The sequence below is a fragment of the Caballeronia novacaledonica genome (genome assembly GCF_900258035.1).
Taxonomy (GTDB): domain Bacteria; phylum Pseudomonadota; class Gammaproteobacteria; order Burkholderiales; family Burkholderiaceae; genus Caballeronia; species Caballeronia novacaledonica.
On the sequence record NZ_OGTP01000001.1, the window covers coordinates 203,079 to 225,647 of the forward strand.

Genomic DNA, 22,569 nt, shown 5'->3' on the forward strand with positions numbered 1-22,569 from the left:
GCAATGGAGTACAAGTGGATGGCGGCCTGCGCGGCTGTGTTGATCGTCGCGGCAATGACGATCTGGGCGCGGCAGATGAAATCTGGGCATGCGCGCGCGCGGCTCAGGCAAGACGAAGCGTTTCAGGCGCGGCTCGAGGCGATCGAGGCTTCACATTGCGACGCGCTGAAAGCGAGCGAGCAGCGCATCGACGCGATGTCCGAACTGACGGCGTCGCTGCAAAGCGAGCTCGAACATGCGCGGACCGAACACGAGGACTTGCGCAACAAGCTCGACGCATCCCGCGCACAGGTGGACGAATGGCTCAGGCAGGCGAGCCACATCGCGGATGAAGCCGCGCGGCTCAAGACCCTCTCGCTCACGTTCGAACGCTGGCACGAGCAGATGATCTCGCTGATGGCGCAGAACCGCGACATGCATGCGAAGAACCAGGAGCTTTCGGCAATCGTGCAGCACGTGCTGATCGTGTCGCTGAACGCGTCGATCGAAGCGGCGCGCGCGGGTGCGGCGGGACGCGGATTCTCCATCGTCGCGAGTGAAGTGCGCGCGCTGGCGTCGCGTTCGCAGGAACTGTCGAAGAGCTATCGCGACAGTCTGCTGCGCAACGATCTCACGACCGCCGCGACGTTTCAGGACATTCAGGCGGGCGGCAAGATGATCACCGCATCGCTGGGCAGCGTGGAGATGCTGGCGGGCCGGTTCCAGTCGACGATCGAGCAGGTGGCCGCGTGATTACCGAAGACGCCACGCGCAGCATCGAGCAGATCTTCGAGCAGGCGGCGGGTTCGCGCCTGTGTCCGCGAGGATACGCGGCAGTGGAAGTCACGCAGATCGACATGGCCCGGCATCGCGAGATGCTGCAGCCGCATGCGCTGGTGCTGACGATATCGTCGCTCACGTTCCGCCTGCTCTTCGTCCTGCACTACGCCGACGACGAAGCGACGCGCGCCTGCTACCTGGGCACGGATCGCGACCAGCCGCTTTCCGACGTGCTGATGGAGCTCGTCAACCTGTGCTGCGGTTCGATGAACCAGCAACTGGTCGTGCATTTTCCCGATCTCGGCATGTCGACGCCTTATGCGCTGAGCAGCCGCTGCATCGACTTCATCGGCGAACTCAAGCCCGATCACGTCTGGGCCTACGAACTGCGCGCGGGCGAAGCGGCGCGCCTCGGCGTGACGCTGTGCGTCTGCGCGAAGGCGGCGGTGGATTTCACGGCGGGCGACATGGCGGAGCAAGGCGAGGGCGAACTCGAACTGTTCTGACAGACGGACAGAACCGGCAAGGCAATTTGCAATGACGCGCCGCAGGCGCAAGGACAAGAAATCATGGCGAAGGTTTTGGTAGTAGACGATTCGAGCACGGTACGCGACGAGGTGGCGGGCTTCCTGAAGAACAGCGGACTGGACGTGACGACGGCCGTGGACGGCAAGGACGGTCTCGCGAAGCTGCGCGCCGATTCGGGCATCCGGCTGATCGTCAGCGACGTCAACATGCCGAACATGGACGGCCTGACGATGGTCGAGAAGATTCGCAGCGAACTGTCCAATCAGACCGTCAACGTCATCATGCTGACGACCGAGAGCAGCCCGGCGATGAAGGACCGTGGCAAGGCCGCGGGCGTGAAGGGATGGATCGTGAAGCCGTTCAAGGGCGATGCGGTGATCGCGACGTTCAGGAAGCTGGCTTCCTGAGAAGGGGCGGATCATGCGAGGAGACGAGCACTTTCAGCATCGCGGCTACGTCCTGGACTGCGCGCCCGCGCCGACGGACGACGGCGGCTTTCTGCCTTGCGTCGTCGTCTCGCGGGCGAGCGATGGCGAGCTCATCGCCAACCGCTATTTTCCCGCCGGTTCGCGCTGCAACGTCGATGCCGTCGCCGTGGCGCACGCGCGTGACTGGGCGGTGCAGTGGATCGACTCGAGCCATTGCTTCGTGTAATGGAAAGCTCTGTTCGAGTTCGAGTTATCTCAACTGCGAAGTGCGTGGAGTCCTTCCGTCCAGCCAGAAGTCGAGCGACTTGCATATCGGAAAATTGCGATATATACTTCGCCTCAAGACGATTCGGACAGCCTGTGCTGTCCATTCGTCAGACGCATGAGCAACGAAATGGACATCGACGCAATTCACAAGGCCCTCGCCAACCCCCTTCGCCGCGAGATTCTCGAATGGCTGAAGGAGCCGGAGCGGCATTTTCCTGAACAGGAACTGCCGTTGTCGCATGGCGTCTGCGCGGGCCAGATCGATGGGCGCTGCGGCATGTCGCAGTCCACTGTTTCCGCGCATCTCGCGACGTTGCACAAAGCCGGACTCGTCACCACGAAGCGCGTTGGACAGTGGGTGTTTTTCAAGCGCGACGAAGCGGTCATTCAGGCGTTTCGCGATTCCATCGGGAATCTCTGAGCTTGCTTGCCATACGGTGAAAGTCTGCTTTCAACTTCATTAGGACACCAATCCATGTCGACACTCTTCGATCCGCTCAAAGTTGGCGCACTCACGCTCAAGAACCGCATCATCATGGCGCCGCTCACGCGTCAGCGCGCAGGCGTCGTGCGCGTGCCCAACGCACTGATGGCGCAGTACTACGCGGACCGCGCATCGGCCGGTCTGATTCTTAGCGAGGCGACCTCGGTGACGCCGCAAGGCGTCGGCTATGCGGATACACCCGGCATCTGGTCCGACGAACAGGTCGAAGGCTGGAAGCTCGTGACGAAGGCCGTGCACGAGGCGGGCGGCAAGATCTTTCTGCAACTGTGGCACGTCGGCCGGGTTTCGGACCCCGTGTTCCTGAACGGCGAACTGCCGGTGGCGCCCAGCGCGATCGCGGCGGGCGGGCACGTCAGCCTCGTGCGTCCGCAGCGTCCGTTCGTGACGCCGCGCGCGCTCGAACTCGATGAAATCGCGGGTGTCGTCGCGGCGTTCCGCAAGGGCGCGGAGAACGCGAAGCGCGCGGGCTTCGACGGCGTCGAAGTGCACGGCGCGAACGGTTATCTGCTGGATCAGTTCCTGCAGGACAGCACCAACAAGCGCACCGACGCTTACGGCGGTTCGATCGAGAATCGCGCGCGCCTGTTGCTCGAAGTCGTCGATCAAAGTATCGATGTGTGGGGCGCGGATCGTGTCGGCGTGCATCTCGCGCCGCGCGCGGATTCGCACACCATGGGCGACAGCGATCGCGCCGCGACGTTCGGTTATGTCGCGCGTGAACTCGGCCGCCGCAAGATCGCGTTCATCGCGGCGCGCGAGCATGAAGCGGCGGACAGCCTCGGGCCGCAACTGAAGAAGGCGTTCGGCGGCGTGTATATCGCGAACGAAGGCTTCTCGAAAGCGAGCGCCGAAGCGATCGTCGCGCGTGGCGATGCCGACGCGGTCGCCTGGGGCAAGCCGTTCATCGCGAATCCGGACCTCGTGCGCCGCTTCGAGCTCGACGCGGGTCTCAACGACTGGGATACGTCGACGTTCTATGCGCCCGGCGCGCAAGGCTACACGGACTATCCGTTGCTCGAAACGGCGGAATGAGACGCGGCGCGGCCAGCGTCCAGATGCGAAAACAGCGGCTTCGGCCGCTGTTTTTTTTGCCGGTTATTTAGTTAAGAATCCGAAATAAAAGACGTTTCTTGCGGCGCAAAACGAACCGTCGATCCAAAATCAACCCCGCTAGCGAAAAATGGTGTATTGAAAGAAGAGCCACCATACGCGACGCCTGAATTTTCACGCGATCGCAAGGTTCACGCCGAAAGGGAGTGCCTATGTCCTGGCTTACAGCAACACTGCGCAGTTACCCGGAAATTGCCATTTTCCTGTCACTTGGCGTGGGTTATTGGGTCGGGGGGAAGAGCTTTCGCGGCTTCAGCCTCGGCGCGGTGACGGCGACCTTGCTCGCGGCCATCGCCATCGGGCAATTCGGCATCGTTATTTCGTCGAACGTCAAATCGGTCTTCTTCCTGATGTTCCTCTTCGCCGTGGGTTACGGCGTCGGCCCGCAGTTCGTGCGCGGCATCGCGAAGGACGGGCTGCCGCAGGCGCTCTTTTCGGTCGTCCAGTGCGTGCTGTGTCTCGCCGCGCCTTACGTCGCGGCGAAAGTGGCGGGTTACGACGTCGGCTCGGCGGCTGGCCTGTTCGCGGGCTCGCAGACGATTTCGGCATCGATGGGCCTCGCCACCGACGCCATCAACCGCGTCGGGCTGCCGGCCGAACAGGCCAAGGCGCTGCTCGACGCGATGCCGACCGCCTACGCCGTGACCTATATCTTCGGGACGATCGGCTCCGCGCTGATTCTCGCGATGCTCGGTCCGAAGCTGCTCAACATCGATCTCGTCGCGGCCTGCAAGGAGTACGAGGCGACGCTCGGCGGCACGAGCGAACTCGGCGGAGCAGGCCAGGCGTGGCACCAGTTCGAATTGCGCGCCTATCGCGTGGCGGAGCACGGGCGCGCGGCGGGCATGACGGTCGCGCAGGCGGAGGCGCTCGAACCGGCCGGCGCGCGGCTTTTCATCGAGCGGATCCGGCGCGGCGGCACCATTCAGGAAGCCAAGGTCGACGACGTCCTGCAGCCCGGCGATGTCGTCGCGATTTCGGGCCGGCGCGAGCTGCTCGTCGAATTGCTCGGCGGCGGCGTCGCGACCGAAGTGGACGACGCCGAACTGCTCGCGGTGCCGATCGAAGGCGTCGATGTCTACGTGACCAGCAAGGAAGTCGACGGCAAGACACTGCAGGAACTCGCTCAGTTACCTGCCGGGCGCGGCGTGTTTCTGCGCAAGATCAAGCGCGGCGCGACCGAAACGCAGATTCCGATTCTGCCCAGCACGAAGCTGCATCGCGGCGACACGCTCACGCTCGTCGGCCGCACGCAGGACACGTCGGCGGCCGCGAAAGTGCTCGGCGTGCTGGACCGTCCCACCGATGCCGCCGACATGGCCTTCGTCGGCCTCGCGATCACGCTCGGCGCGCTGATCGGCGCGCTCGTGCTGCATGTCGGCGCGATTCCGCTCACGCTCTCGACGGCGGGCGGCGCGCTGATCGCGGGCATCGTGTTCGGCTGGCTGCGCGCGATTCATCCGACGTTTGGCCGCATTCCCGCGCCGACCATCTGGTTCATGAACTCCGTCGGCCTGAACGTGTTCATCGCGGTGGTCGGCATTTCGGCGGGGCCGGGCTTCGTCGCGGGGCTGCAGAAGCTCGGCGTAAGTCTCTTTCTATGGGGCATTTTCGCGACGACGGTGCCGCTCATCATCGGCATGTACGTCGCGAAATACGTGTTCAAGTTCCATCCCGCGCTGCTGCTCGGCATCTGCGCCGGCGCGCGCACCACGACCGCCGCGCTCGGCATGATCTGCGATGCCGCCAAGAGTCAGGTGCCCGGCTTAGGCTACACGGTCACCTACGCGGTCGGCAATACGCTGCTCACGATCTGGGGGATGGTGATCGTGATGCTGCTCACGTGAGCCTATTTTCCTGTCGCGTCGTTTCGATCATCAATTCAGGAGGTGCTGGATGGCAAAGTCCGACAAATCAGGTTCCAACGACCGCGCCGGCATGGCGGCGCTCAGCCCGTTCGAGCTGAAGGACGAGCTCATCAAGGCGGCGGGCGGCGGCGTGGTGGAACGTCCGGCGAATCTCTCGATGCTCAACGCGGGGCGCGGCAATCCGAACTTCCTCGCGACGATTCCGCGCCACGGCTTCTGGCAGCTCGGCCTCTTCGCGATGCGCGAGTCGGAGCGCTCGTTCGCGTACATGCCGGAAGGCGTCGGCGGTTTTCCGAAGCGCGAAGGGCTGGAAGAGCGCTTCGAGATCTTCGCGCGCGAGAACAAGGGCGTGCCCGGAATCGCGTTTCTCGCGGGCGCGGTGTCCTACGTGCGCGATCAGCTCGGCCTGAACGCGGGCGACTTCCTCTATGAAATGTGCGAAGGCATTCTGGCGTCGAACTATCCCGTGCCCGACCGCATGCTGAAGCTGTCCGAGCAGATCGTCGCGCAATATTTGCGGCGCGAGATGATCGGCAAGCATCCGTTCGTCGGCGATTTCGACATCTTCGCGGTCGAAGGCGGCACGGCCGCGATGACCTACATCTTCAACACGATGCGGGAGAATTTTCTCATCAAGCCGGGCGACACCATCGCGCTCGGCACGCCGATCTTCACGCCGTACATCGAGATTCCGCACCTGAACGATTACAAGCTGAAGGTCGTCAATCTGGACGCGGACGTGGCCAAAGGCTGGCAATACTCGAAAGCCGAACTCGACAAGCTGCGCGATCCGAAGGTCAAGGCGTTCTTCCTCGTGAATCCGAGCAATCCGCCCTCGGTGAAGATGGATGACGAGAGCCTCGAATACATCGCGGAGATCGTGAAGGAGCGGCCCGATCTGATCCTGCTGACCGACGACGTTTACGGCACGTTCGCCGACGACTTCGTCTCGCTCTTCGCGCTGTGCCCGAAGAACACGATTCTCGTCTATTCGTATTCGAAGTACTTCGGCGCCACCGGCTGGCGGCTCGGCACGATCGCGACGCATCGCGACAACATCTTCGATCAGCAACTCGCCGCGCTGCCGAAGGATCAAAGGGCGCAGCTTCACGAGCGCTACGAATCGATCACGACGGAGCCGGAAAAGCTCAAGTTCATCGACCGCCTCGTGGCCGACAGCCGCACTGTCGCGCTGAATCACACTGCGGGCCTCTCGACGCCGCAACAGGTGCAGATGGTGCTGTTTTCGCTCTTCTCGCTGATGGACACGCCCGACGCGTACAAGAACGCGCTGAAGCGGCTGATCCGCAACCGCAAGCAGGCGCTCTATCGCGAGATCGGCATCGCACTCGAAGAAGAGGACGAAAACGCGGTCGACTACTACACGATCCTCGACATCGAATATCTCGGCGAGCGCAGGCACAGCCGCGAGCTGGTCGACTGGATCATCAAGAACACCGAGCCTTCGGAGCTTCTCTTCCGGCTCGCGAAGGATGCGCGTGTCGTGCTGTTGCCGGGGCGCGGTTTCGGCACGCAGCATCCGTCGGGGCGCGTGTCGCTCGCGAATCTGAACGAAAGCGACTACACGCAGATCGGCCGCGCGATCCGCGAGCTGATGGACGAATACATCGAGCGCTACCAAAAGGCCACGGGCAAGAAGGCGGACAAGTCGAAGTAAAGCGCGCAACGCAAAAAAAAAATCGGGCCGCTCGACGCGGCCCGATTTATTTCGTTCAGCAGCCGAAGCTTAGAACTTGTGGCGGATGCCGACGCGGAACGCGAGCTGGTTGTTCTCGCCCAGACCCGACGTGCCGAAGTAGCTCGACGACGACGAACCGATCGATGCCTGGTTCTCCACGCCGTTGTTCGAGCCCGATGCCTTCTGATACACGGCGAGCGCGTACACGTCCGTGCGCTTGCTCAACGCGTAGTCGAAGCTCGCGTCGATCTGGTGCCAGTGGCCCTTGAAGTTGTCGTACAGGTCCATGTAGGTGTAGCCGAGACCTGCCGTCATCGCGGACGTGAAGGCGTACTTGCCGCCGATGTCGAACGCGTTCATGCGCGAGCTCGAACCGACGATCGGCTCGAAGCGCGTGTTCGTCCACAGGCCGAAGACCGTCGCCGCGCCGAACGCGTAGTTCGCGCCGACGCCGAAGCTGCGCAGATCCTTGGCGTTGTTGGTCGTGCCGGTCGTGTTGATGTTGGCGACCGTCGAGCTGAACGCCGGCGTCGCGGCCGTCGGATAGCGGATGTCCGTGTACGCCGCGCCGATGCCGAGCGGGCCCGCCTTGTAGTTCAGGCCGAAGCTGTAGGCGCGCGACGAACCGGCGGTGGTCGTGGTGCCGACCGTCGTGTTGGGCGTGCCCGCGAACGCGCCAGCCGTGTTCGAGAAGCCGTACATCGCGCCGAACGTGAAGCCGTAGAAGTTCGCGCTCGAGAACTTGACCGCGTTGTTGATACGGCTCGACGTCAACTGGTCGAAGTCGTTCATGTGATACGCGTAGTTACCCGCGACGGTCTGGCCGCCGATCGAGTAGTTCGAGCCGAGGTAGTCGGTGTTGAAGGTGTACTGACGGCCGAACGTCAGCGAGCCGACGTTGTTCTGCGCGAGACCGACGTATGCCTGACGGCCGAATTCCGCGCCGCCCTGACCGAGCGTGCCCGTGCCGCTGTTGAAGCCGTTTTCCAACGTGAAGATCGCCTTCAGGCCGCCGCCGAGATCTTCGGCGCCACGCAGGCCCCAACGGCTGCCTTGTGCAACGCCGTCGTCGTACTTCACGAGGGAATCGCCGGCGCGCGTCGGGCTGGTGGAGCTGTTGTTCACATAGCTGATACCGGCGTCGATGATGCCGTACAGCGTGACGCTGCTTTGCGCGTGGGCGGAAGTGGCGGCGAGGGAGGCGAATGCGGCGAGGGCGGCGGTCGCCAAAAGATTCTTCTTCAAAACAAGCTCCGAGAGTTGGTTCGCGGTGTGGTTGTTGACGGTGTCTGCGCTGCGTCGCGCTCTGACGGCGCGTGGTGGCGACGGGCGCAAATGTAGCGGTCGCTAAAGAAAGAAATGTGACAGCGCTTGCAACCAGCTTTCAGTGTGTCGTGCGTGCAACACGGCTGGCGAAATTGCGCCGCTTGTGCATGCGGCGGCTCCGATGCCATGCTCACGGTTTTGTCACCGCGAGCGAGATCATGGACGAGCAAGGAATCCGCGAACTGGAGGAGCGCCTGAAGACGGCGATGTTGTCGTCGGACGTGGACGCGCTCGATGCGCTATTGGCCGACGACCTGAGCTTCGTCGATGCGACCGGCAAGGTGTGGACCAAGGCCGACGATTTGAACGGGCATCGTTACGGCATGCAGCGCATCGAGAAGCTGGATGTGGAAGAGCAGAGCGTGCGCGTCTATGGCGGCTTCGCCGTCACGGTGACGCGCGTGGCGCTATCCGGGACGTTCGCGGGCGCCCCGTTCGCGGGCAGCTTGCGCTACACGCGAACGTGGGGAGACATGGGCGGCGCATGGAAGATCGTGGCCGCGCAATGCTGCCTCGCGCCGTTCTGACGCGAATAGCACGAACAGCGCGTAAGACTTACGCCGACAGCAGCGAGCCCGTGCGATAAGCCTTCGCGCCCGCGATGCGCGCCACTTCGAGTCCGGCCGTCGCGAAGCGGGTGATATGCCGCGCGTACATCACGCCCGAAGTCGTGCATTTGAGCGTGGTGACGGTGTCGGTGAGCGGATCGACGATATCCGCGATCGGCTCGCCCGCTTCGACGAACGCGCCGACTTCCGCGCGGAACACGAGCACGCCCGACGCGGGCGCCACGATCGGCTCGGCGCCCGCGAGCGGCGTCGCGGGATGCTTGAGCGGCGGCTGCTCCGGCACGGGCGTATCGATCACGCCGCGGTGGATCAGGAAGTTGACGATCGCCTGCGCGTCTTTTTCCGCGAGTTCATAGGACACGTCGTGCTGGCTGCGCAGCTCGACCGTCACCGAGATGCCGCCGTTTTCGATCGGGAAACGCTCGCCGTAGCGCTGGCGCAGATCCGACCAGCAGAAGCTGTGGATTTCATCGAACGGATTGCCGACCGAGTTCAGCGCGAGCAGCGACGCCTTCGCGTCGAGATAGCGCGCGAGCGGCTCCACTTCGTTCCAGATTTCCGGGTTCGTGTAGAGATGTAGCGCGGCGTCGAGATCGCAGTGCAGGTCGAGCACGACATCGGCGTCGAAGGAGAGCTTTTGCAGCGCGAGGCGTTGCGATTCGAGCTCGGTGTGCGGCGTCTGCTCGTCGAGGGCTTCCTTCATCGCGGCGCGCACCGCGAGCGTGTTGGCGGCGGCGTCCTTGCCTAGGCGCGCTTCGATGCGCGGCGCGATCAGCGCGGCCAGATCGTAAAAATTCCGGTTGAAGTTGTGGCCGCTGTTGGTCTCGAAGCGGCCCATCAGCGTGCCGTGCAGATGTTGCGAAAGGCCGATCGGATTCGGCACCGGCACGATCACCACTTCGCCGCGCAGCTTGCCCGCCGCCTCGAATTCGGCGAGCCGACGGCGCAGCCGCCACGCGACCAGCATGCCGGGCAACTCGTCCGCATGCAGCGAGGACTGAATGTAGATTTTCTGGCCGCCACCGGGGCCGTAATGAAAACTCGTGATGTTGCGGGAAGTGCCGAGCGTAGGCGAGATCAGGGGATGAGTTCTGGTTTGCATGTTGGTCGCGCGCACGCGAATGCGCGGGTCTTGCCTCTGGGAATTGCCGGGCGCCGCGGTGTCTCCGTCCGCAGGCGTCCTACCGGACGTTCGATCTTAGCCGAAATCGGCGCGGCGGCGGTCGAATGCCCGCGCGCGCCGGATTCCCAAAAGGAAAACGGGCTCCGCGCCCTGAAGCGCGGAGCCCGTTCGTCAGTCGGACGGGCGTGAGCCGTGAGGCTTAGCCGCCGTACACGTCGAAGTCGAAGTACTTCTTTTCGAGCTTCTTGTAGGTGCCGTCCTTGATGATGTCGGCGATCGCCTTGTCGATCTTCGTCTTCAGGTCGGTGTCTTCCTTGCGCAGACCGATGCCCGCGCCGTTGCCGAGCGTCTTCGGATCGTCGATGTTGTTGCCGGCGAAGTCGAAGCCCGCGCCGCGCGGCGTCTTCAGGAAGCCGATTTCCGCCTGCACGGCGTCCTGCAGCGCGGCGTCGAGGCGGCCCGAGGTCAGGTCGGCATAGACCTGATCCTGGTTCTGGTACGGCGTGACCGTCACGCCCTTCGGCGCCCAGTAGGTCTTGGCGTAGGTTTCCTGGATCGTGCCTTGTTCGACGCCCACGTTCTTGCCCTTCAGGCTGTCGGCCGTCGGCAGGATGTTGCTGCCTTTCTTCGCGACGAGGCGCGTCGGCGTGTTGAAGAGCTTGCTCGAGAAGGCGATCTGCTCGGCGCGTTGCGGCGTCATCGACATCGACGAGAGCACGCCGTCGAACTTCTTCGCCTTGAGGGCGGGAATCATGCCGTCGAAATCGTTCTCGACCCACACGCACTTCGCTTTCAGACGCGAGCAGATTTCATTGCCGAGATCGATGTCGAAACCGACCAGCTTGCCGTCGGAACCCTTCGATTCGAACGGAGGATAGCTTGCGTCGACGCCGAAACGGATCGTCGAATAGTCCTTCGCCAGCGCCGGCGTGACGGCGGTGAGCGACGTGGCGGCGAGGAGGGACATCGTCAGTGCCGCGAGCAGTTTCTTCACTGTTTTAACTCCAAAGGGTGGTCAGTTCAGCCCGAAAGGTCTCGTATCCGGGCGTCCGGCGCGTCGATGGGCGCCGGAACATGGGCATTCCGCGGATCGTGTCCGCTCAGAATCGGCAGAAGGTTACCAAGCCAAAATAGTTCGGGAGCTAGTAAAAGCCCCGATAGCCGCGGCTTTAGAGACTTTCCTCGTTTCAGCGCTTTCTGAGCGGATGGTCTTTCAGGAACCACGAGAGCGCGAACGCGACGAGCGCCACGCACGCGGCGACCAGATAGACCGTATGCATCGAGCCCGCGAATGCGTGCAGATATTCGTCGTGCAGCGCGGGCGACAGATGCGCGACCGCCTGCGGTCCGAGCGATTGCGGCAGTTCGGTGCCGGGCGGCATCAGCGTTTCGAGGCGCGCATGAAGGCTGTTTGAAAAGATCGCGCCGAACGCCGCGACGCCGACCGAGCCGCCGATCGAGCGGAACAGCGTCGCGCTGGAGGTCGCCACGCCCATCAGACGGAATTCGACGACGTTCTGCACCGCGAGCACGAGCACCTGCATCACCATGCCGAGCCCGAGGCCGAGCAGCGCCATGTAGACGTTCATGAGCGCGAGCGGCGTGTCGAGGTCGAGCGTGGAGAGCAGCAGCATCGCGGCCGAAACGAGCGCCGTGCCCATGATCGGGAAGAAGCGATACTTGCCGATCTTGCTGATGATGCGCCCGCTCACGATCGACGACAGCAGCACGCCGCCCATCATCGGCGTGATCTGCAGGCCGGCCTGCGACGGCGTCGAGCCCTTCACGACCTGCAAATAAAGCGGCAGGAACGTGACGGCGCCGAACAGCGCGCATCCGACGATGAAGCCGATCAGCCCCGCCAGCACGAAAGTGCGCTCCTTGAAGAGGGAGAGCGGCATGATCGGCTCGGCGGCGATGCGCTCTTCGTAAATGAAGCCGCCGATGCACACGAGCCCGAGCAGCAGCGTGCCCCAGAGCTGCGGCGAGGTCCAAGGCAGCAGCGTCCCGCCTTCGCTCGTGAACAGGATGATGCAGGTGAGCGACGCGGCGAGAAAGCCCGCGCCCATGAAGTCGACGCGATGATTCACGTGCGCGCTGTGCGGCTTGAACACGAGCTGGATCACGGCGAGCGCGATCAGGCCGAGCGGCAGGTTGATGTAGAAGATCCAGCGCCACGAAAGATGCTCGACGAGAAAGCCGCCGAGCAGCGGGCCGACGACCGTCGCCAGGCCGTACACGCCGCCGAACAGGCCCTGATAACGGCCGCGTTCGGCGGGCGGGATGACGTCGGCGATGGCGGCCATCGTGATGACCATGAGTCCGCCGCCGCCGAGCCCTTGCAGCGCGCGCAACGCGATCAGTTGCGTCATGTTCTGCGCGCCGCCGCAGAGGATCGAGCCGGCGAGAAAGATCAGGATCGACGCCTGGAGCACGGCCTTGCGGCCGAACTGGTCGCCGAACTTGCCGTAGAGCGGCACCACGATCGTCGACGAAAGCAGGTAGGACGTGACGACCCACGAGAGGTTTTCGAGCCCGCCGAGATCGCCGACGATGGTCGGCAGCGCCGTCGAGACGATGGTCTGGTCGAGCGCGCCGAGCAGCATCACGAGCAGGAGCGCCGTGAACAGCAGCCCGATGGGCGGTTTCGCTGCGATGCCGGTTTCGTCGGACGCTTGCGCGCCCGCAGCGGCGGTTTGGTGCAAAGATGTCATATTGAGGGTCGGTTTTACGAATCCGCGTCCGGGCGGGCGGCCCGGCGGAACAGACGGATTGTAATTAATTAACATGGAAGTTAATATAGTCGACGGATGAACTCTCGTCAAATTCTTATATGTCAGACGATGTGCTAGAAACCGGCGCGGGCGCGTCCGCCCGCCCCGAATCACGGAAGAAACCCGGACGCCGCCCCGGCCGCCCGAGCGGCGCGCACGGCGAGCAGGCCCGCGAGCAGTTGCTGGATATCGCGCTGGAATTGTTCGCGCGGCAGGGCATCGGTGAAACCACGCTGGGCGCGATCGCGCGCGAGGCGGGCGTGACGCCCGCGATGGTCCACTACTACTTCAAGACGCGCGATCAGTTGCTCGACATGCTGATCGACGAGCGTTTCGTGCCGCTGCGAGTCGAACTCGCGCGCGTGTTCAACGATCCCGATTCGGAGCCCGTCGATACCTTGCGCGCCTTCGTGGAAACGCTGGTTGCGACCGTCGACAAATATCCGTGGTTCGCGGCGCTGTGGGTGCGCGAGATGATCAGCGAGGGCGGACTGCTGCGTCAGCGCATGGCCGAGCGCTTCGGCGACGCACACAAGGATCACGCGATCGAGCGCATCGCCGGATGGCAGCGGGAAGGGAAGCTGAATCCGTCGCTGGAGCCGTCGCTCGTGTTCGCGTCGCTGTTCGGGCTGACGGTGTTTCCGCTCGCGACGGTGCGCTGGCGCGGGGAAGGGAGCCGGAGCGTCAGCGCGGAGCAGCTCGCGCGGCACGTCGTCGCATTGTTGATGAGGGGAATTCAGCCCGCTTGAGCGAAAAACGGCGCGCGATGCTGCGAGTCAGCGTCCCGTATGCCAGAATCCGCAGGACGTACCCAATCGGCGGCCAATATTCGAATATGTCCGATACGCTCAACACAGTCGAAGCAGATCATGCGATGCGCAACTGGACGTACCGGTCGTCGGGGAAGATTCCGATCGGTTCGGATCTGCACAAGCGAATGTTCTGCGAGATGCTGCTGACGACGCACAATCCGTACAAGCCCGCCGTCATCGACTGGCCGAAGCTCGATCCCGCTGCGTTGAAGCGCGTGACTTCGCTGCCGATCTGGGATATCGCCGTGCAGACCGAAGGGCGCGCGTCGATTCGCGTCGCAACCTACGCGGCCACCGTCGCGGACGCGCAACTGCGGGAAGCCTTGCGCATGAACGGCGGCGAAGAGGCGCGCCACAAGCTCGTGCTGTCGAAGCTGGTCGAGGCGTACGGCATCGCGCTCGCGCCGGAGCCGGCGTATCCCGCGCCCGCCGATCCGCTGCGCGCTTGGATGCTGACCGGCTACAGCGAGTGCATCGACAGTTTCTTCGCGTTCGGGCTGTTCGAGGCGGCGCGGCAATCGGGATACTTCCCTGAGGCGCTCGTCGAGACCTTCGAGCCGGTCATTCAGGAGGAAGCGCGCCACATTCTGTTCTTCGCGAACTGGGTCGCGTGGTATCGGCGCAGCCTGCCGTGGTATCGCAAGCCGTGGTTTCTGGCGAAGACCGCAAGCGTCTGGTTTTCGCTGGTTCGCGACCGCATCTCGCTCGCGCGCGGTTTCGACAACAGCGGCGCCGCGCAGGACGTGAACTTTCCGGCGAATGTCGGCGATTCGGTGGCGAGCGATGTATCGGCGCGCTCGCTGATCCAACTCTGTCTCACCGAAAACGACCGCCGCATGGGCGGTTACGACGCGCGGCTGCTGCGCCCGGTCACCGTGCCGAAGCTCGCGCGCTTCGCGCTGCGCTTCATAAAGAAGTAGGTTTCGCGCGCGCGGCGCTCGCTTCGAAGCGCCGCGATGCCTCCTCCACGTCTTGCCGGAACTGCGCGAGCGCCGCCAGTTGGGCATTCGGCGGCTGCAGCGCCGTCCACAATACTTCCACCAGTTCGTTCGCCGTCGTCTCGATCTGAGTCTGACTCAGACGGCGCTTCGCGAGCGTCGCGTCCCACAGCACGTGCTCCATCGGGCCGAATACGAGCGAGCGCAACAGGCGCAGCGGCATGTCGCCGCGCACGTGGCCGAGCGTCTGGCCGCGTGCAAGCACGTCCATCAGCGGCGCGGTGTAACGGCGCTGCAATTCCGTCAGCGTGTCCGAGAGATCGTGCTGCTTGCTGCGGCCTTCCGACAGCACGAGCGCGCACAGCCCCGTGCCGTTCATCAGCATGAGCCGCATGTGCGTCCGGACGATGAACGCGAACTGCTGGCGCACCGAGCCGTCGCGCGGCAGGCCGCTTTCGAAGGCGTCGATGATCTCGTCGTACCAATCGGCGATCACGCGCGCGCACAACTCGCGCTTGCCGCTGAAATAGCTGAACACGGTGGCTTCCGAGATGCCCGCGCGCTGCGCGATCTCGGCGCTCGTGGCGGCGTCGTAGCCTTTCTCGGCGAAGACGTCGCGGCCCGCCTGGAGAATGTCCTTCACGCGCTGCTGCGATTTGACGCCCGCCGGCGTGCGGCGGCTGGTGCTGGATTGCGTGGACATGACGGAAATGCGTCGGAAATAAATGTGAGCATAGCTCAAAAACCTATTGACTGCTAGCCGATTTGAGCGTGAAATTGCCCCATCCCGTGGTTTGCAGCCCTGTGTGAGTGAAACTCAAATTTCAGGGCGCGCCGAAAACATCGCATCTGGAGGAGACGACTCATGAGCAACGTACCCGGACTGAATTTCGCGTTGGGCGAAGAAATCGACATGCTGCGCGACTCGCTCGCCAATTTCGCGGCGAAGGAAATCGCGCCGCGCGCGGGCGAAATCGACCATAGCGACCAGTTTCCTATGGATCTCTGGAAGAAGTTCGGCGATCTCGGCGTGCTCGGCATGACCGTCTCCGAGGAATACGGCGGCGCGAACATGGGCTACACCGCGCACATGGTCGCAATGGAAGAGATTTCGCGGGCGTCGGCGTCGGTCGGGCTGTCGTATGGCGCGCATTCGAATCTGTGCGTCAACCAGATTCATCGCAACGGCACGGAAGGGCAAAAGCGGAAGTATCTGCCGAAGCTGGTCTCCGGCGAGCATATCGGCGCACTCGCGATGAGCGAGCCGAACGCGGGGTCGGACGTCGTCAGCATGAAGCTGCGCGCCCAGGAAAAAGGCGACCATTACGTGCTCAACGGCACGAAGATGTGGATCACCAACGGCCCGGACTGCGACACGCTCGTCGTCTACGCGAAGACGGACATCGAAGCCGGTCCGCGCGGCATCACGGCGTTCATCGTCGAGAAGGGCATGAAGGGCTTTTCCGTCGCGCAGAAGCTCGACAAGCTCGGCATGCGCGGCTCGCATACCGGCGAACTGGTGTTCGAGAACGTCGAAGTGCCGAAGGAAAACATCCTCGGCCAGTTGAACGGCGGCACGAAGGTGCTGATGAGCGGGCTCGACTACGAACGCGCGGTGCTCGCGGGAGGCCCGACCGGCATCATGCTCGCGTGCATGGACGCGGTCGTGCCGTATATCCACGACCGCAAGCAGTTCGGCCAGGCGATCGGCGAATTCCAGCTCATTCAGGGCAAGGTCGCCGACATGTACTCGACGCTGCAAGCCTGCCGCGCGTATCTGTACGCGGTCGGCCGCCAGCTCGACACGCTCGGCTCGGGTCACGTGCGCCAGGTGCGCAAGGACTGCGCGGGCGTCATTCTCTACACCGCGGAGAAGGCCACGTGGATGGCCGGCGAAGCGATTCAGGTGCTCGGCGGCAACGGCTACATCAACGAATATCCGGTCGGCCGGCTGTGGCGCGATGCGAAGCTCTATGAAATCGGCGCGGGCACGAGCGAAATCCGCCGCATGCTGATCGGCCGCGAACTGTTCGCCGAGACGGCTTGAGGCGCGCGTCATGACGATCATCGAATCGAAACTGAATCCGCGCGGCGAGGAATTCCGCACGAACGCGGCCGCGCTCGAAGCGCTCGTCGCGGACCTCAAGGAGAAAGTCGCGAAGATCGCGGAAGGCGGCGGACAGGCGGCGCGCGACCGGCACGTGTCGCGCAACAAGCTGCTGCCGCGCGACCGCATCGCGCAACTGCTCGATCCGGGCACGCCGTTTCTCGAACTGTCGCAACTCGCCGCGTACGGCATGTATAACGACGACGCGCCCGGCGCGGGCATCATCACGGGCATCGGCCGCATTGCGGGGCAGGAGTGCGTCGTCGTGTGCAACGACGCGACCGTGAAGGGCGGCACGTATTATCCCGTCACGGTGAAGAAGCATTTGCGCGCGCAGGAAATCGCGGAGCAGAACCGTCTGCCGTGCGTGTATCTCGTCGATTCCGGCGGCGCGAACCTGCCGAATCAGGACGACGTGTTCCCCGACCGCGATCACTTCGGCCGCATCTTCTACAACCAGGCGAACATGTCGGCGCAGGGCATCGCGCAGATCGCCGTGGTGATGGGCTCGTGCACGGCCGGCGGCGCGTATGTGCCCGCGATGAGCGACGAGTCGATCATCGTCAAGAATCAGGGCACGATTTTTCTGGGCGGCCCGCCCCTGGTGAAAGCCGCGACGGGCGAAGAAGTCAGCGCCGAAGACCTCGGCGGCGGCGACGTGCATACGCGTCTTTCCGGCGTCGCCGATCATCTCGCGCAGAACGATGCGCATGCGCTCGGCATCGCGCGCAGCATCGTCGGCAATCTGAATCGCGTGAAGACGCCGACGCTCGCCTTGAAAGAACCGCTGCCGCCGCGCCACGACCTGCAAAGCGTCTACGGCGTGATTCCCGTCGATACGCGCAAGCCCTTCGACGTGCGCGAAGTGATCGCGCGCATCGTCGACGATTCCGCGTTCGACGAATTCAAGGCGCGCTACGGCACGACGCTCGTCTGCGGCTTCGCGCATATCTGGGGGCATCCGGTCGGCATCGTCGCGAACAACGGCATTCTCTTCAGCGAATCGGCATTGAAGGGGGCGCATTTCATCGAACTGTGCGCGCAACGCAAGATTCCGCTCGTGTTCCTGCAGAACATCACGGGCTTCATGGTCGGCCGGAAGTACGAGAACGAAGGCATCGCGCGCAATGGCGCGAAGATGGTGACGGCGGTGGCCACGGCGAAGGTGCCGAAGTTCACGGTGATCATCGGCGGCTCGTTCGGCGCGGGCAATTACGGCATGTGCGGCCGCGCGTATTCGCCGCGTTTCCTGTGGATGTGGCCGAACGCGCGCATCTCGGTGATGGGCGGCGAGCAGGCCGCGTCCGTGCTCGCGACCGTGCGGCGCGACGGCATCGAGAAGAAAGGCGGTGCGTGGAGCGCGGAAGAAGAGGAAGCGTTCAAGGCGCCGATCCGCGATCAGTACGAAGCGCAAGGGCATCCGTACTACGCGAGCGCGCGTCTGTGGGACGACGGCGTGATCGATCCCGCGCAGACACGCGACGTGCTGGGCCTCGGCCTCGCCGCGACGATGAACGCACCTATCGAAGAAACGCGCTTCGGCGTGTTCCGGATGTAACGGGAAAGCCATGTTCAACAAAATACTGATTGCGAATCGCGGCGAGATCGCGTGCCGTGTCGCGGCGACGGCGAAGCGCCTGAACGTCGGCAGCGTCGCCGTCTATTCGGATGCCGATGCGAAAGCCAAGCATGTCGATGTCTGCGATGAAGCGGTGCACGTCGGCGGATCGGCGGCAGCGGAAAGTTATCTGCGCATCGAGCGCATCGTCGATGCGGCGAAGAAGACCGGCGCGCAGGCCATTCATCCGGGCTACGGATTTCTGTCGGAGAACGAAGCATTCGCCAATGCGTGCGAGCAGACGGGGATCGTTTTCATCGGACCGCCCGTGGACGCGATTCGCGCGATGGGTTCCAAGGCGGCCGCGAAAGCGCTGATGCAATCCGCGTCCGTGCCGCTCGTGCCGGGTTATCACGGCGACGATCAAGACCCTTCGCTGCTTCAGCGCGAAGCGGATCGCATCGGCTATCCGGTGCTGCTGAAAGCGAGCGCGGGCGGCGGCGGCAAGGGCATGCGCGTCGTCGAGAAGAGCGGGGATTTCGCGGCGGCGCTCGCGTCGTGCAAGCGCGAGGCGGCGTCGAGCTTCGGCAACGACCGCGTGCTGATCGAAAAGTATCTGCTGCGTCCGCGTCACGTCGAAGTGCAGGTGTTCGCCGACAAGCACGGCAACGCGGTCTATCTGTTCGATCGCGACTGTTCCGTGCAGCGTCGTCATCAGAAGGTGCTGGAAGAAGCGCCCGCGCCGGGTCTCCACGACGAAACCCGCCGCGCGATGGGCGAAGCGGCGGTCGCGGCGGCGCGCGCGGTGAATTACGTCGGCGCGGGCACGGTCGAGTTCATCATGACGCAGGACGGCCAGTTCTACTTCATGGAGATGAACACGCGTCTTCAGGTCGAGCATCCGGTGACGGAGATGGTGACCGGCCTCGATCTCGTCGAATGGCAACTGCGCGTGGCGGCGGGCGAACCGCTGCCTTTGCGGCAAGATCAACTGAAAGTGCACGGCCACGCGATCGAGGCGCGCATCTACGCGGAGAATCCGTCGCGCGGCTTCCTGCCGTCGACGGGCACGCTCAAGCACGTGCGCATGCCGCACGCAGTGGAGTTCTCGATCGACGGCGACGTGCGCGTGGACAGCGGCGTGCGTCAGGGCGACGCGATCACGCCGTTCTACGATCCGATGATCGCGAAGCTGATCGTGCATGGACGCGACCGTCGCGACGCGCTGGCGCGCATGGCGCGCGCGCTGGCGGAATGCGAGATCGTCGGGTTGTCGACGAACGTCGAGTTCTTGCAGCGCATCGTGAAGAGCGAGCCGTTCTCGTCGGGCGATCTCGACACGGGTCTCATCGAGCGTCATCACGATGCGCTCTTTGCGCCCAGTCACGTTTCGCGCAACAAGGGGTTGGCGCTCGCGTGCGCGGCGCTGCTCACGCGCGAGGGCGGCGAGGCGCACGGCCGGTCGCCGTGGGATGCGTTGTCGCACTGGCGCATGGCGGGCGGCTACAGCCAGGACTTGAACTGGCGCGCGCTCGATACGGACGACGCACTGAAAGTCGTCTACACGAAGAACGGCGAGAAGCGTCTCACGCTCAACGATGAAAGCGCGCGCTTCGACTGGACGCACAGCGGCGAAACGTCATTCGCGGTCCAGCTCGACGATGCCTTGATCAAAGGCCACGTCTTCACCGACGGCGATGTCTTTCACGTCTTCCACGAAGGCGCGGCGTTCCAGTTCGAGTGGCAGAACCTGATGGCCCATGCGGGCGACGCCGAGCACGAAGGCCGGCTGACCGCGCCGATGCCCGGCAAGGTGATCGCGGTGCTGGTGGAGACGGGCACGACGGTGGAGAAGGGGGCACCGCTGATGGTGATGGAAGCGATGAAGATGGAGCACACGATCGTCGCGCCTTCGTCGGGCAAGGTCGGCGAGATTCTGTTCGAAGTCGGCGATCAGGTCGCCGATGGATCGCAGTTGCTCGTTCTGGAGGCCGAGCAGGCGGCTAGCGCTTGACCTTCGCGGGCGTGCCGAGCAGCGTCTCTTCGCTCTCGGCGCGCACCAGAATCTCCACACGGCGATTCAGCGCGCGCCCTTGCGCCGTGTCGTTGCTGGCGATGGGCCGCAGCCACGCCATGCCTTTCGTCGCGATACGCTCGGCGGGCACGCCGCGCGCGATCAGCGCCCGCCCCACCGCCTGAGCGCGCGCCTCCGAAAGCGTGCGGTTATAGGCCAGCGTGCCCTGATTGTCCGTGTGGCCTTCGATCAGAATCGGCCGCATGCTGCGCTTCAGCACCGTAGCGGCGCGGTCGAGCATCGGCGAATAGCCCGCGCGAATGGCGGATTCGTCGGTATCGAAAAGCGGCGCTTCCGGCAGCCGTATCTCCACGCCGCCTTTGACCGGCAACATGGTGATGCCGGTTTGCGCGTTCAACTGATCTTCCTTCGACCGGTTGAGGCCCGCGGAACATCCGGCGAACAGCATGAGCGACAAGCATGCGCCAGCCGTTGCGCGCGAGGCGATTTCCTTCATTTGCAAGTTTCCTGCGTCGATGCCGAATCTCGATTATAGGGAGCGCGAAACGCGTCTTTTGTAAATTAAGTTGCATGACTGTGCGCATCGAGTGGAATGATTCGTGCGTGTTCACGATGCTGGCGAGCGATTCATCTTTCGCCGACAATCGCACATCACGACGAAGGACCACTCATTCATGCCGATCCAACCGCGCAACGGCCCGACACCGGACGCCTCCGAGCGCATCCGCAAGATGCAGCGCACGGCGTCGGCGGTGCTCTATTCGGTGCTCGTGCTGGTCGCGATCTATACCGCGCGCGCATTCATTCCGGCGGTCGTCTGGGCGGGCGTGATCTCGATCGCACTATGGCCCGCATTCGGCTGGCTCGAACGGCGACCGGTCTTCAAACACCATCACAACGTGCTCGCGGTCCTGCTGACGGCGGCGATCGGCCTGCTGTTCGTCGTGCCGTTCTTGATCGTCGCGGCGCAGACGGCGAACGAAGCGCGCGACATGCTGCGCTGGTTCCACGAGGTGTTGCGCACCGGCATTCCGATGCCCGCGTTCATCGAGCATCTGCCGATGGGTTCGCAGCAGGTCGGGCGCTGGTGGCAGGAGAATCTGGCGACGCCGCTCGAAGCATCGCCTGCGGTGAAGAACCTGCACAGCGCGACCGTCGTCGCGATGACGCGGCACCTCGGCGGGCGCGTGCTGCACGGAATCGTCGTCTTCGGCTTCATGCTGATGACGCTCTTCTTCGTGTTTCTGGCCGGCTCGAAGTTAGGCGAACAACTGCTCGCGGGTTCGCGCCGCGCGTTCGGTCCGGATGGCGCCGCGCTCGTGCGGCGCATGGCCGAATCGGTGCGCAGCACGGTGGTCGGACTCGTCGTCGTCGGGCTGGGAGAGGGCGCGCTGCTCGGGATCGCCTATGCCGTGACGGGCGTGCCGCACGCCACGTTGCTCGGCATGCTGACCGCCATCGCGGCGATGCTGCCGTTCTGCGCGCCGATCGTGTTTCTCGGTTCGGCGCTATGGCTGCTTGCACAAGGCTCGATGATCGCGGCGGCATGCGTCGCCGTGTTCGGGATGATCGTCGTGTTCGTGGCCGAGCACTTCGTGAGGCCGGTGCTGATCGGCGGATCGGCGCGGCTGCCGTTCCTGCTCGTGCTGTTCGGCATTCTCGGCGGCGCGGAGACGTTCGGGTTGATCGGGCTTTTCATCGGCCCGGCGCTGATGACGATTCTCGTCGTGCTGTGGACCGATTACGTCATCGAGCGCAGCTAGCGATTCAGCCGAGAATCACCCGCGTTCCTGCACGCAGACCCACGGCGAGAGGACGACCGCCCACAATTCCGGATCGCGCGCGGCGAGATCGGCGGCCGTCTCCCCCTGCATGCGTTCGATCAGCCCGGCGGAGAGCCATTGCGTGACCTGTTGCGTGTCATCGGTGGCGAGGCTTTCCGCGACGCTCACGAGATCGAGATCGCCCTTCACCCAGATGAGCTTGCCCTGCGCGAAGAAGCGCTCCAGTTCGGACCAGCCGATCTGGGCGGTTTCACCGAGGAGCTTGACGTAGAGCGGGCTGGGCGTGGGAGCGTCGGACATGGGAGAAAGCGGAGAAAAGACCAAAGGCGTCCGACACTATAGCGCAGTGCCGGACGCCTTTCGTTTGAAGCAACTGCCG

Annotated in this window: 22 protein-coding genes; 15 read left to right on the top strand and 7 right to left on the bottom strand. The window is 64.0% G+C overall.

Translation table 11 applies throughout. The annotated features are described in order from the left end of the window. Window positions 1–3: 3 nt before the first annotated feature. The 8 genes from NOV72_RS00890 (at window position 4) to NOV72_RS00925 (ending at window position 7,143) form a co-directional block, all read left to right on the top strand. Window positions 4–732, top strand: a complete 729-nt coding sequence (locus NOV72_RS00890; RefSeq protein ID WP_106852697.1) for a methyl-accepting chemotaxis protein — start codon at window positions 4–6, stop codon at window positions 730–732. Next, window positions 729–1,265 (top strand): hypothetical protein, encoded by a 537-nt coding sequence (locus NOV72_RS00895; RefSeq protein WP_106852698.1) that lies wholly within the window; start codon window positions 729–731, stop codon window positions 1,263–1,265. The genes NOV72_RS00890 and NOV72_RS00895 overlap by 4 nt, the downstream gene beginning before the upstream one ends. Window positions 1,266–1,328: 63 nt before the next feature. Further along, a complete protein-coding gene (locus tag NOV72_RS00900; protein WP_106852699.1) occupies window positions 1,329–1,694 on the top strand; it encodes a response regulator in 366 nt (121 codons plus the stop codon). 13 nt (window positions 1,695–1,707) lie between these two features. Next, window positions 1,708–1,941: a hypothetical protein gene (locus NOV72_RS00905; RefSeq protein ID WP_106852700.1), complete on the top strand. Its 234-nt coding sequence runs from the start codon at window positions 1,708–1,710 to the stop codon at window positions 1,939–1,941. Window positions 1,942–2,097: 156 nt separating this feature from the next. Beyond that, window positions 2,098–2,403, top strand: coding sequence for an ArsR/SmtB family transcription factor (locus tag NOV72_RS00910; RefSeq protein ID WP_181290784.1), 306 nt, complete (start codon window positions 2,098–2,100; stop codon window positions 2,401–2,403). 54 nt (window positions 2,404–2,457) lie between these two features. Further along, entirely contained in the window at window positions 2,458–3,519 is a 1,062-nt protein-coding gene (locus NOV72_RS00915) for an alkene reductase (protein WP_106852701.1), read from the top strand. Window positions 3,520–3,749: 230 nt separating this feature from the next. Then, window positions 3,750–5,444 carry an aspartate-alanine antiporter gene (gene aspT / locus NOV72_RS00920; RefSeq protein WP_106852702.1) on the top strand — a complete coding sequence of 565 codons (1,695 nt, stop codon included), beginning with the start codon at window positions 3,750–3,752 and terminating at the stop codon, window positions 5,442–5,444. 49 nt (window positions 5,445–5,493) lie between these two features. Next, on the top strand, window positions 5,494–7,143 hold the full coding sequence (locus NOV72_RS00925) for a bifunctional aspartate transaminase/aspartate 4-decarboxylase (RefSeq protein ID WP_106852703.1): 1,650 nt from the start codon (window positions 5,494–5,496) through the stop codon (window positions 7,141–7,143). Between the two features lie 69 nt (window positions 7,144–7,212). On the opposite strand, the gene NOV72_RS00930 is transcribed toward NOV72_RS00925, so the two are convergent. Further along, the gene (locus NOV72_RS00930; RefSeq protein ID WP_106852704.1) at window positions 7,213–8,409 is read right to left on the bottom strand and encodes a porin; all 1,197 of its coding nucleotides are present in this window, start codon (window positions 8,407–8,409) and stop codon (window positions 7,213–7,215) included. Between the two features lie 239 nt (window positions 8,410–8,648). On the opposite strand from NOV72_RS00930, the gene NOV72_RS00935 reads away from it, so the two are divergent. Next, window positions 8,649–9,017, top strand: coding sequence for a nuclear transport factor 2 family protein (locus tag NOV72_RS00935; protein WP_106852705.1), 369 nt, complete (start codon window positions 8,649–8,651; stop codon window positions 9,015–9,017). A 28-nt stretch (window positions 9,018–9,045) separates the two neighbouring features. On the opposite strand, the gene NOV72_RS00940 is transcribed toward NOV72_RS00935, so the two are convergent. The 3 genes from NOV72_RS00940 to NOV72_RS00950 form a co-directional block, all read right to left on the bottom strand. Beyond that, a complete protein-coding gene (locus NOV72_RS00940; RefSeq protein WP_106853210.1) occupies window positions 9,046–10,161 on the bottom strand; it encodes a succinylglutamate desuccinylase/aspartoacylase family protein in 1,116 nt (371 codons plus the stop codon). A 220-nt stretch (window positions 10,162–10,381) separates the two neighbouring features. Continuing rightward, complete coding sequence (locus tag NOV72_RS00945) at window positions 10,382–11,176, bottom strand: ABC transporter substrate-binding protein (RefSeq protein WP_106852706.1); 795 nt, start codon at window positions 11,174–11,176, stop codon at window positions 10,382–10,384. Between the two features lie 193 nt (window positions 11,177–11,369). Next, window positions 11,370–12,896: an MDR family MFS transporter gene (locus NOV72_RS00950; RefSeq protein WP_181290785.1), complete on the bottom strand. Its 1,527-nt coding sequence runs from the start codon at window positions 12,894–12,896 to the stop codon at window positions 11,370–11,372. A gap of 119 nt (window positions 12,897–13,015) precedes the next feature. Here NOV72_RS00950 and NOV72_RS00955 point away from each other — a divergent pair, with 119 nt between their 5' ends. Both NOV72_RS00955 and NOV72_RS00960 read left to right on the top strand, forming a co-directional pair. Beyond that, entirely contained in the window at window positions 13,016–13,705 is a 690-nt protein-coding gene (locus tag NOV72_RS00955) for a TetR/AcrR family transcriptional regulator (RefSeq protein WP_106852707.1), read from the top strand. Window positions 13,706–13,791: 86 nt separating this feature from the next. Further along, on the top strand, window positions 13,792–14,688 hold the full coding sequence (locus NOV72_RS00960; RefSeq protein WP_106852708.1) for an aminomethyltransferase: 897 nt from the start codon (window positions 13,792–13,794) through the stop codon (window positions 14,686–14,688). Here NOV72_RS00960 and NOV72_RS00965 read toward each other — a convergent pair. Beyond that, window positions 14,675–15,409, bottom strand: a complete 735-nt coding sequence (locus NOV72_RS00965) for a TetR/AcrR family transcriptional regulator (protein ID WP_106852709.1) — start codon at window positions 15,407–15,409, stop codon at window positions 14,675–14,677. The two genes, NOV72_RS00960 and NOV72_RS00965, sit on opposite strands and share 14 nt — an antisense overlap. 162 nt (window positions 15,410–15,571) lie before the next feature. On the opposite strand from NOV72_RS00965, the gene NOV72_RS00970 reads away from it, so the two are divergent. Genes NOV72_RS00970 through NOV72_RS00980 form a run of 3 tightly spaced genes read left to right on the top strand, consistent with a single transcriptional unit; the run spans window position 15,572 to window position 20,385 of the window. After that, window positions 15,572–16,753, top strand: coding sequence for an isovaleryl-CoA dehydrogenase (locus NOV72_RS00970; protein ID WP_106852710.1), 1,182 nt, complete (start codon window positions 15,572–15,574; stop codon window positions 16,751–16,753). 10 nt (window positions 16,754–16,763) lie between these two features. After that, on the top strand, window positions 16,764–18,371 hold the full coding sequence (locus NOV72_RS00975; protein ID WP_106852711.1) for a carboxyl transferase domain-containing protein: 1,608 nt from the start codon (window positions 16,764–16,766) through the stop codon (window positions 18,369–18,371). Window positions 18,372–18,381: 10 nt separating this feature from the next. Then, the gene (locus tag NOV72_RS00980) at window positions 18,382–20,385 is read left to right on the top strand and encodes an acetyl/propionyl/methylcrotonyl-CoA carboxylase subunit alpha (RefSeq protein WP_106852712.1); all 2,004 of its coding nucleotides are present in this window, start codon (window positions 18,382–18,384) and stop codon (window positions 20,383–20,385) included. Here the strand turns inward: NOV72_RS00980 and NOV72_RS00985 are convergent. Then, window positions 20,375–20,902, bottom strand: a complete 528-nt coding sequence (locus tag NOV72_RS00985) for an OmpA family protein (protein WP_106852713.1) — start codon at window positions 20,900–20,902, stop codon at window positions 20,375–20,377. The genes NOV72_RS00980 and NOV72_RS00985 overlap by 11 nt on opposite strands. Window positions 20,903–21,080: 178 nt before the next feature. Between NOV72_RS00985 and NOV72_RS00990 the strand changes: the two genes are divergently transcribed. Further along, window positions 21,081–22,169 carry an AI-2E family transporter gene (locus NOV72_RS00990; protein WP_106852714.1) on the top strand — a complete coding sequence of 363 codons (1,089 nt, stop codon included), beginning with the start codon at window positions 21,081–21,083 and terminating at the stop codon, window positions 22,167–22,169. A gap of 15 nt (window positions 22,170–22,184) precedes the next feature. Here NOV72_RS00990 and NOV72_RS00995 read toward each other — a convergent pair whose 3' ends face one another. Then, entirely contained in the window at window positions 22,185–22,490 is a 306-nt protein-coding gene (locus NOV72_RS00995; protein ID WP_106852715.1) for a DUF2288 domain-containing protein, read from the bottom strand. Window positions 22,491–22,569 lie beyond the last annotated feature (79 nt).